This is a genomic window from Desertihabitans aurantiacus, from assembly GCF_003344635.1.
Taxonomy (GTDB): domain Bacteria; phylum Actinomycetota; class Actinomycetes; order Propionibacteriales; family Propionibacteriaceae; genus Desertihabitans; species Desertihabitans aurantiacus.
Window position 1 is genome coordinate 1 of sequence record NZ_QPKK01000159.1, and the last position, 9,353, is coordinate 9,353.

General features: G+C 74.2%; 9 protein-coding genes. 7 read left to right on the forward strand and 2 right to left on the reverse strand.

The window, feature by feature from the left end; translation table 11 throughout:
- The coding region (locus DVA66_RS12960; RefSeq protein ID WP_114560467.1) for an acyltransferase at window positions 1-1,201 on the forward strand (1,201 nt) is incomplete at its 5' end.
- Here DVA66_RS12960 and DVA66_RS12965 read toward each other — a convergent pair.
- Together DVA66_RS12965 and DVA66_RS12970 are read right to left on the reverse strand one after the other, a co-directional pair.
- Complete coding sequence (locus tag DVA66_RS12965; protein ID WP_114560468.1) at window positions 1,158-2,147, reverse strand: sugar-binding transcriptional regulator; 990 nt, start codon at window positions 2,145-2,147, stop codon at window positions 1,158-1,160. The genes DVA66_RS12960 and DVA66_RS12965 overlap by 44 nt on opposite strands.
- On the reverse strand, window positions 2,141-3,640 hold the full coding sequence (locus DVA66_RS12970) for an FGGY-family carbohydrate kinase (RefSeq protein ID WP_114560469.1): 1,500 nt from the start codon (window positions 3,638-3,640) through the stop codon (window positions 2,141-2,143). The genes DVA66_RS12965 and DVA66_RS12970 overlap by 7 nt, the downstream gene beginning before the upstream one ends.
- Before the next feature lie 103 nt (window positions 3,641-3,743).
- On the opposite strand from DVA66_RS12970, the gene DVA66_RS12975 reads away from it, so the two are divergent.
- Genes DVA66_RS12975 through DVA66_RS13000 form a run of 6 tightly spaced genes read left to right on the forward strand, consistent with a single transcriptional unit; the run spans window position 3,744 to window position 9,168 of the window.
- Window positions 3,744-4,661, forward strand: a complete 918-nt coding sequence (locus DVA66_RS12975; RefSeq protein ID WP_114560470.1) for a nucleoside hydrolase — start codon at window positions 3,744-3,746, stop codon at window positions 4,659-4,661.
- Window positions 4,658-5,653, forward strand: coding sequence for a sugar phosphate isomerase/epimerase family protein (locus DVA66_RS12980; RefSeq protein ID WP_114560471.1), 996 nt, complete (start codon window positions 4,658-4,660; stop codon window positions 5,651-5,653). Before DVA66_RS12975 ends, DVA66_RS12980 begins: the two co-directional genes overlap by 4 nt.
- Window positions 5,653-6,561 carry a transketolase gene (locus DVA66_RS12985; RefSeq protein ID WP_114560472.1) on the forward strand — a complete coding sequence of 303 codons (909 nt, stop codon included), beginning with the start codon at window positions 5,653-5,655 and terminating at the stop codon, window positions 6,559-6,561. The genes DVA66_RS12980 and DVA66_RS12985 overlap by 1 nt, the downstream gene beginning before the upstream one ends.
- Window positions 6,558-7,511 carry a transketolase family protein gene (locus DVA66_RS12990; RefSeq protein WP_114560473.1) on the forward strand — a complete coding sequence of 318 codons (954 nt, stop codon included), beginning with the start codon at window positions 6,558-6,560 and terminating at the stop codon, window positions 7,509-7,511. Before DVA66_RS12985 ends, DVA66_RS12990 begins: the two co-directional genes overlap by 4 nt.
- A gap of 11 nt (window positions 7,512-7,522) precedes the next feature.
- Entirely contained in the window at window positions 7,523-8,641 is a 1,119-nt protein-coding gene (locus tag DVA66_RS12995; protein ID WP_114560474.1) for a lipid II:glycine glycyltransferase FemX, read from the forward strand.
- Window positions 8,641-9,168 (forward strand): TetR/AcrR family transcriptional regulator, encoded by a 528-nt coding sequence (locus tag DVA66_RS13000; protein WP_114560475.1) that lies wholly within the window; start codon window positions 8,641-8,643, stop codon window positions 9,166-9,168. Before DVA66_RS12995 ends, DVA66_RS13000 begins: the two co-directional genes overlap by 1 nt.
- Window positions 9,169-9,353 lie beyond the last annotated feature (185 nt).

Genomic DNA, 9,353 nt, shown 5'->3' on the forward strand with positions numbered 1-9,353 from the left:
CGGCAACCCGGCCCGGGTGCTGCGCTGGCGGGTGCCCGCGCTGGCACCACCGGCCCCCGCCCGGCCGGAGGTCGGCGACGACCTGGCCGGTGCGGTGGCGGCGTTCGCCGACCGGGCCCGCGAGCAGGCCGAGGACGTCCTGGCCCGCTGCTGGGACGCCGGCACCCGGCTCTTCGTCGACACCCCGGAGGCGCCGGTCGGCGTCCGGGCCCAGTGCGACGCGGTCGAGATCGCCGACCTGCTGCTCCGCCGGGCCCCGACCCAGCTCGACGCCGCGGAGCAGGTGGCTCGGCTGCGCGGCTGGCAGGACGCGGCCACCGGGATGGTGGGGCCGCTGGACCCCGACGGCACCCAGCGCGCCCCCCGGCCGGGGCTGTTCGACCCCGACGCCAGCTACTCCGTGCTCTGCGTCGGCTACGCCCTCGACCTGCTCGGCAGCGCCTTCCCGCACCCGGTGCGGGTGGTGGCCGAGGCCTCGGCCGAGGACGTGGTGGCCGGGCTGGAGGCGCTGCCCTGGCAGGACCAGGCCTGGCGCTCCGGGCACTGGGTGGACGTCCTCGGCACCGCGCTGCACTGGAACAGCCGAGACGGCGCGCCGGCTCGTCCGGGCGCGGCCGAGGCCCTCTTCGGCTGGCTGCTGGCCACGGCCGACCCGCGCACCGGGATGTGGGGCTCGCCCCGGCCCGCGGACGGGCTGCTGCAGATCGTCAACGGCTACTACCGGGCCTCCCGCGGCACCTTCGCCCAGTTCGGGCTGCCGGTGCCGCACGCCGAGCGGGTGGTCGACACCGTGCTGGAGCACGTGCGCGACACCCGGTTCTTCCGCCCCGAGCGGCAGAACGCCTGCAACGTGCTGGACGTGGCGCACCCGCTCTGGCTGACCCGGCACACCGGGCACCGGTCGGAGGAGGTGACGGAGGTGGCCCGCGGGCTGCTCCGCGACGCCCTGGGCCACTGGACCGACGGCCACGGCTTCGGCTTCCAGGCCCCGCACCCCAGCACCGCCGGCGCGCCCGCGACCCGGCCGGGTCTGCAGGGCACCGAGATGTGGCTGGCCATCGTCTGGTTGCTGGCCGACCTGGTCGGCGTGGCGGGCTCGCTCGGCTACCGCCCGCGCGGGGTGCACCGGCCCGAACCGGCCGCCACGCCGGCCGACCTCAGGCGTCGGCCGGAGCCAGCTCCAGCAGGGTCCGGGCGGTGATGGCGTCGGTCACCAGCACGTTCACCCAGCCGCCCCGCACCGCCGCCCGGACCGCGGCGTGCTTGTGCGCCCCGCCGGCGACCCCGACCCGGCGCGGGATGGCGAGGTAGGCCGGCACCGGGATCGAGATCGTCCGCTGCTCGAGGTCGCCGCCGATGTGGGTGCCCTCGGCGGTGAAGTAGTGGTGGCAGACGTTGCCGACCGCGCCCTGGTCGAGCAGCCGCTGCCGGTCCGCGGCGGAGAAGGCGTTCCCGCTCTCGGCGAGCAGCTCCGACGGCTCGATGCTGCCGATCCCGACCAGGGCCATCGTCAGCTGCGACCAGCGGCCGGCGACGTCGCCGAGGGCATCCTTCATCAGCGCGTTGCGCAGCCGCCGGTCGGCCACCACCCCCGGGGCCTGCACCGCGACCGGGTCGGCCCCCAGCATCCGGGCCAGCTCACCCAGCAGCCGGTGCGCCTGCACCTGCACCTCCGGGCTGCCGACCCCTCCCAGCAGCTGCACCACGGTCTCGGCCGCCGGCACCTTGAAGGGGCGCATCCGGTCCAGCATCGCCAGCAGGGTCTGGCTCCAGGAGGAGATGCCGATCCGGTCGCCACCGGAGAGGGTGGCCTCGAGGTGGCTGGCGGCCACCGAGCCCACCGCGCCCAGCACGTCGCCCTCGTCGGCGTCGGCGTCGACGTCGACCACCACCGCCTCCAGCAGCCCGAACCGCTCCTCCAGCTGCTCCTCCAGCTCGGCGTGCACCCCCTGGCTGACCACCACGATGGTGCGCACGATGCCCAGGTCGACGGCCCGCTTGAGCAGCCGGGACACCTTGGCCTGGGAGATGTGCAGCGACTTGGCGATGTCGGCCTGGCGGATGCCCCGCTCGTGGTACATCCGCGCCACCTTGGTCAGCAGCCGCACCTGGCCGTCCACCGGGACGGCGAGTCTGCTGCTCACCATGCTGCGGCTCCTCTCGCTGACGGTGCGGCCACCTTAGTGGGCTGCTGCCCACCCGCGCCCCGCTCCGAGGTACCCGCCGGACCGCGCGCCACCGCCACCGCCTCCCGCCAGCGCTCCCGCCGGGCCGCCCGGTCGGCCGCCGACCCGGTCGGGACGTAGCGGGCCGAGGTCGAGACCTCGGGCAGGGTGCCGCCGAGAGTGACCAGGGCCAGCTGGGCCGCGCCGAGGGCGGACAGCTCGGCGACCTCGGCCACCTCGACCTCCAGCCCGAGCAGGTCGGCCTGGGTCTGCATCAGCAGCGCGGACGCCGTCGGACCGCCGTCGGCGCGGAGCACCCGCAGCGGCTCGGCCTCCCGGGCCACCACCTCGACCACGTCGCACACCTGGTGCGCCAGCGCCTCCACGCCGGCGCGGGCCAGCTCGGCGGTGCTGGTGTGCTCGGTCAGGCCGAGCACGGTGCCGGTGGCGAAGCGGTCCCAGTGCGGGGCGCCGAGCCCGGCCAGCGCCGGCACGAAGACCACCCCGCCGGAGTCCGGGACGCGGCCGGCCAGCTCGAGCAGCGTGGCCACGTCGGCCACCCCGGTCAGCCGCGCCAACCAGGCCAGCCCCGCACCGGCGGTGACGATGTTGCCCTCGCGGGCGTGGCGGGGCCGGTCGGTCAGCCAGGCCAGCGTGCTGGTCAGCCCGGTACCCGGGTCGAACCGCTCGGTCGGCGTCATCACCGAGGAGCCGGTGCCGTAGGTGGCCTTGCCGGTGCCGGGCTCGCGGCAGCCCTGGGCGTAGAGGGCGGCGTGGGAGTCGGCGAGCACGGCGACCACCGGCGTCCCGTCCCGCACCCCCGGCAGCCCGCGGACGGCGCCGAACCCGCCGTCGGAGCGCACCACCTCCGGCAGGCTGCCCAGCGGCACCCCGAAGGCCTCGCACAGCTCGGCCGACCAGGCCAGCTCGGCCACGTCGTAGAGCAGTGTCCGGGAGGCGTTGCCGGCCTCGCAGCGGTGCACCGTCCCGCCGCTCAGCCGGTGCAGCAGCCAGCTGTCGATGGTGCCGACGGCGAGGTCGCGCCCGGGATGGGCCCGCAGCAGCCAGCGCAGCTTGGGCGCGGAGAACATGGCGTCGACCGGCAGTCCGGTCCGCTCCCGGACCAGCCCGGCGAACGCCGCCACCTCGGGCCCGGCGCACCAGGCGGCGGTGCGGGTGTCCTGCCAGCCCAGCACCGGACCGACGGCCTCGCCGGTGCGCCGGTCCCAGGCCACCACCGACTCGCGCTGGTTGCTGAGCGCGACGGCGTCGGGGGCCGGGCGGCCGTCCAGGCAGCGGGCGACCGCGAGCCGGCAGCTGGCCCACAGCTCCTCGGCGTCCTGCTCGGCCTCCCCCGGTCGCGGGACCGAGAGCCGCACCGGCGCGGCCCCCCGGGCGAGCACCCGTCCTGCTCCGTCGACCAGCACGGCCTTGGTGTTGGTGGTCCCGTGGTCGATGGCGAGGATGCACGTCATCGTGGTCGGCCCTCCCTGCTGCGACTCCCTTGACACAGACACGCCTCTTCGGCATCGTTCATGCTATTCGTGGTCGAATCCATATGCAACAGCGAGGTCCGACATGCAGCAGGCAGCGACGCCCGCGCCGACCCGGCGCCGGGTCGTCCTCAACACCGACGCCAAGAACGAGGCGGACGACCAGTTCGCGATCGTGCACGCGCTGCTGTCGCCCACGCTGGACGTCCGGGGGCTCGTCGCCGCCCACTTCGGCATCCGCCGCAGCGACCGCAGCATGCTCGACTCCCGTGACGAGATCGACCACCTGCTCCGGCTGACCGGTCTGGAGGGGACGGTGCCGGTGGCCAACGGGGCGGCCGAGCCGATCCCCGACGAGGCCACCCCGCAGGACAGCCCCGGCGCCCGGCTGATCCTCGAGGAGTCGATGCGGGCCAGCTGGGACGACCCGCTCTACGTCGCCTTCCTCGGCCCGCTCACCGACATGGCCTCGGCCATCCTGCTCGACCCCGCGGTGGTGGAGCGGGAGGTGGTGGTGATCTGGATCGGCGGGGACGCCCACGACGGGCGCGACGCGGTGAGCAAGACCGAGTTCAACCTGTCCAACGACATCGCCGCCGCGAACGTCGTCTTCGACTCCGGGATGCAGATCTGGCAGGTGCCCCGCAGCGTGTACCGGATGGTCTCGGTCTCCTACGCCGAGCTGGACGAGGAGATCGGCGACGCCGGCCCGCTCGGCGCCTACCTCATCCGCCAGCTGCACGAGTGGAACGCCCGCTGGCACGGTGCGCCGATCGAGTCCCGCTCGCTGGGTGACTCCCCGGCCGTGGCGCTGATGCTCTACCCGGGCAGCGGCAGCTTCCGCACGGTGCCCGCGCCCCGGTTCGGCGCCGAGGGCCACTACGTGCCCGGCTCCGGACACCCGATCAGGGTCTGCGAGGCCGTCGACGTCCGGTTCCTGATGGCCGACATGTTCGCCAAGATCCGCCGCTACGCCGCCACCACCCGAGAAGGAGCGTCATGACCGAGCTGCCCCGCTTCGGCGCCGGCATCTGGCACTTCGCCAGCTACGTCGACCGCTACGCCACCGAGGGCTACGGCCCCCCGGTCGGTCTGCTGGAGCAGATCGAACGGGCCGGCGCGGTGGGCGACCTGTCGGTGGTCGACCTCAACTGGCCCTTCCCCGGGTTCGACGGCTCGCTGGACGAGCTGCGCGCCGCGCTGGCCGCCCAGCGCCTGTCGGCGGTGGCGATCACCCCCGAGATCTACAACTCCGAGTTCGTCAAGGGCTCGATCACCCACCCCGACCCCGGCGTGCGCCGGCACGCCCTGGAGGTGCTGCACGAGGCGACCGGGGTGGCCCGGGAGCTGGGCTGCGACTACGTCAAGCTCTGGTTCGGCCAGGACGGCTGGGACTACCCCTTCCAGGTCGACCACCAGCGGGTCTGGCAGCAGGCCCTGGACGGTCTGGGTGAGCTGTGCGGGGCGCACCCGGACATGCGCTTCGTCATCGAGTACAAGCCGCGCGAGCCGCGGGTGCGGATCATCTTCCCGACCGCGGCCCGCACCCTGCTGGGGATCGAGCGGATCGGGCTGCCCAACCTCGGGGTGCTGCTCGACTTCGGCCACTCCCTCTACGGCCAGGAGACCCCGGCCGACGCCGCCCAGCTGTGCATCGACCACGGTCGGCTGTTCGCCATCGACGTCAACGACAACATGCGCGGCTGGGACGACGACATGGTGGTCGGCTCGGTGCACCTGGTCGAGACGCTGGAGTTCTTCCACACCCTGCGCAAGAACGGCTGGGAGGGGGTGTGGCAGCTCGACCAGTTCCCCTTCCGCGAGGACAGCGTGGAGGCCGCGCGGGCCGGCGTCCGGGCGATGAAGGCGATCCACCGCGCGCTGGACACCATCGACGAGCAGGCGCTGGCCGAGGCGCAGTCCCGCCACGACGCGCTCGCCGCCCAGAAGCTCGTGCAGCGCGCCCTGCTCACCGCGATGGTCGGGGAGGACTGATGGGCAGCCTGCTCAGCCACGCCCACCTCAGCCTGGAGGCGACCACGCGGCTGCCCGCCGGCAGTCCGCGTGCGGAGGTGGTCGCGCACCTGGCCGAGACCGCGCGCCAGATCCGGCTGCAGGACCTCGCCCTGGTGCACTTCGCCGGGGCCGGCCACATCGGGGGCGACTTCTCCGCCATCGACGTGCTCACCGTCCTCTACGGCGCGGTCCTCGACGTCGCCCCGGACCGGGTCGAGGACCCCGAGCGCGACCGCTTCATCCTCAGCAAGGGCCACGTCGCCGGCAGCTACTACGTGACGCTGGCCGCCTTCGGCTTCCTGCCGGTGGAGCAGCTGGCCACCTTCCTCAAACCGCTGTCGAGCCTCAACGGCCACCCGAAGCGGCGGTCGGTGCCGGGGATCGAGGCGAGCACGGGCCCGCTCGGGCACGGCCTGCCGATCGGGGTCGGGCACGCGCTGGCCGCCCGGCTGGACGGCTCGGAGCGCCAGGTGTTCGTGCTGACCGGGGACGGGGAGATGCAGGAGGGCAGCAACTGGGAGGCGATGATGACCGCGTCGCACTACCGGCTGGACAACCTGACCGTGGTGGTCGACCGCAACGGCCTGCAGCAGGGCGCCAGCACCGAGGCCTCGATGGACCTGGCGCCGCTGGGCGACAAGGCGCGGGCCTTCGGGTTCGCCGTCAGCGAGGTGGACGGCCACGACCACGGCGCCCTGCTCGACCTGCTGGGCTCTCCCGAGCGTCCGGAGGGACGTCCCCGGTTCGTCATCGCCCACACCCACAAGGGCCACCCGATCTCGTTCATGAGCGACCAGGTGGCCTGGCACCACAAGGTGCCCGACGCCGACCAGTACGCGACCGCGCGGGACGAGCTGCTCGCGCTGACCCCGGGAGGACCGGCATGACCCAGCTGCTCGCCGGCGCCGAGCGCACCTTCGACTGCCGCGACGCCTTCGTCGACACGCTGGTCGCGCTGGCCCGCGAGGACGAGCGCATCGTCGGCGTGGTCAACGACTCGGTCGGCTCCAGCAAGCTCGACGCCTTCCGGACCGCCTTCCCCGACCGGCTGGTCAACGTCGGCATCGCCGAGCAGGACATGGTGGGCATGGCCGCCGGTCTGGCCGCCAGCGGACGGATCCCGTTCGTCTCCGGCGCCGCGTGCTTCCTCACCGCCCGGGCGATGGAGCAGATCAAGGTCGACGCCGCCTACTCGGGGAACAACATCAAGCTCTGCGGGATGAGCCCGGGGGTCGCCTACGGCGAGCTCGGCCCCACCCACCACTCGATCGAGGACGTCGCCTGGATGCGGGCGATCGACCGGATGGTGGTGCTGGTGCCGGCCGACCCGGCCGAGACCGCGGCGGCGATCCGCTGGGCCGCCGGCTACGACGGTCCGGTGTTCGTCCGGGTCAGCCGGATGCCGGTGCCGGCCGTGCACGGGCCGGACCTCGTGCTCGAGCCGGGACGGGCGACCGTGCTCCGGGAGGGCGACGACGTCACGCTCATCGCCAACGGCACCGTGGTGTGGCGGACGCTCGCGGCCGCAGAGCTGCTGGCCGCCGACGGCATCTCGGCCCGGGTGCTGTCGATGACCTCGGTCAGCCCGCTGGACACCGACGCCGTGGTCCGCGCGGCCCGCGAGACCGCCGGCATCGTCACCGTCGAGGAGGCCGTCCCGCGGGGCGGGCTCGGCGGCGCGGTGGCCGAGACCGTGGTCCGCTCCCACCCCGTACCGATGCGGATGCTGGGCATCGACGGGTTCGCCCCTACGGGCTCGGCGGCCTACCTGCTCGACCACTTCCAGATGTCGCCCGAGGGCATCGTGCGGCAGGCCCGGGAGGTGCTGGGCCGGTAGCCTCGTCGCTCGTGACCACCACCGTGCGGACCATCACCGAGGCCGAGCACCTGGCCTTCCTGGCCAGCCGGCCGTCGGCGAGCTACCTGCAGACCCCGGCCTGGGCCCGGGCCAAGCCGGAGTGGACGAGTGAGTCGCTGGGGTGGTTCGAGGACGGGCAGCTGGTGGGGGCCGGGCTGGTGCTCTACCGCCAGCTGCCGAAGGTGCGCCGCTACCTGGCCTACCTGCCGGAGGGCCCGGTGCTGGACTGGGACACCGACGACCTCGGCGCCCTGCTGAGGCCGATGGCCCGCCACCTCAAGCGGCGCGGGGCGTTCGGCGTCCGGATCGGCCCGCCGGTGGTGTGGCGCACCTGGCACGCGGCCACCATCAAGGCGGCGGTGGCCGACGAGGACGTCCGCTCCCTCACCGAGGTGAAGCCGGACGTCGTCGACCCGGTCGGCACCCGCACCCGCAACCAGCTGCGCTCGCTGGGCTGGCTGCCGCCGAAGCCCGAGGGCGAGGGGTTCGCCGCCGGGCAGCCGACGTACCGGTTCTGGGTGCGGCTGACCGGCCAGACCCCGGAGTCGCTGCTCAAGGGCATGAACCAGCTGTGGCGGCGCAACATCAAGAAGGCCGACAAGGCCGGCGTGACCGTGCGGGTCGGCGACGTCTCCGACCTGCCCGCGTTCCACCGGGTGTACGCCGAGACGGCCTCCCGCGACGGGTTCACCCCGCGCCCGCTGTCCTACTTCGAGACGATGTTCGCCGCGCTGCAGCCCGAGGCCGAGGACCGGATCCGGCTCTACCTCGCCGAGCACGAGGGCGACCTGGTGGCGGCGACGATCTGGACCCGGGTCGGCGGGCACGTCTGGTACGCCTACGGCGCCTCCACCTCCGAGAAGCGGGACGTCCGCGGCTCCAACGCCATCCAGTGGCGGATGATGACCGACGCGCTGGAGGCCGGCGCCGACGTCTACGACCTGCGCGGGATCACCGACTCGGTCGCCGGCGACGACCCGCACCTGGGGCTGATCCAGTTCAAGGTGGGCACCGGCGGGGAGGCGTATGAGAACCTCGGCGAGTGGGACCTGCCGCTCAGCCGGCTGCTCTACACCGCCTTCGACCTGTACCTGCGTCGGCGGGGCTGATGCCCCGGCCACCCGCGGCCCGGGCCAAGGTGCTCGACGCCTTCGCCCGGGTGCTGATCGAGGACGGCGAGCGCAGCGCCACCATCGAGGCCGTGGCCGCCCGGGCCGGGGTGACCAAGGGCGGGCTGCTCTACCACTTCGCCAGCCGCGAGGCGCTGGTCGACGGGCTGCTGGAGCGGCTGGAGGAGCTGGGCCGGGAGGACGTCGCCGCGATGCGCTCGGCCCCGGAGGGCCCGGTGCAGTACTACCTGCGCACCTCCGACGTCAGCTCCTCCGACGAGTTCTCCGACCTGGTGATGGCGGCCATGCGGCTCACCCAGGACGCCGGCACGCGGGCCCGGGCGCAGCTGCGCCGGCTGGAGGCCCGCTGGCTGGAGGTACTCACCGAGGAGATCGGCGACCCGGCGCGGGCCCGGCTGGTGCTGCTGGTCGGCGACGGGCTGTACTGGCACCAGATGATGGCCAGGGGCGGCGGTGCCAGCCAGCTGCGGGCGATCCTGCCGGTGGTCGAGGAGCTGCTCGGGTGAGCAGGAGGAGGGAGGGCCGGTGGACCCGCACCCGCTGACCGGTCAGCCCTTCGACTCCCCCGTCCCGCCCGGCACGGGCTGGCCCGGCGACCCGGCGAGCGCCGACACGCCGGTGGCTGCCGACGAGGCGTCGGTGCGGAGGCTGGCCGCGGCCGCGGAGGACCTGGCGGGCCTGGACGCGGCCG

Coding starts and splice junctions, on each gene's coding strand:
- DVA66_RS12965 (WP_114560468.1), bottom strand. CDS start 2,147: ATGGTGAGCAGCAGACTCGCCGTCCCGGTGGACGGCCAGGTGCGGCTG.
- DVA66_RS12970 (WP_114560469.1), bottom strand. CDS start 3,640: ATGACGTGCATCCTCGCCATCGACCACGGGACCACCAACACCAAGGCC.
- DVA66_RS12975 (WP_114560470.1), top strand. CDS start 3,744: ATGCAGCAGGCAGCGACGCCCGCGCCGACCCGGCGCCGGGTCGTCCTC.
- DVA66_RS12980 (WP_114560471.1), top strand. CDS start 4,658: ATGACCGAGCTGCCCCGCTTCGGCGCCGGCATCTGGCACTTCGCCAGC.
- DVA66_RS12985 (WP_114560472.1), top strand. CDS start 5,653: ATGGGCAGCCTGCTCAGCCACGCCCACCTCAGCCTGGAGGCGACCACG.
- DVA66_RS12990 (WP_114560473.1), top strand. CDS start 6,558: ATGACCCAGCTGCTCGCCGGCGCCGAGCGCACCTTCGACTGCCGCGAC.
- DVA66_RS13000 (WP_114560475.1), top strand. CDS start 8,641: ATGCCCCGGCCACCCGCGGCCCGGGCCAAGGTGCTCGACGCCTTCGCC.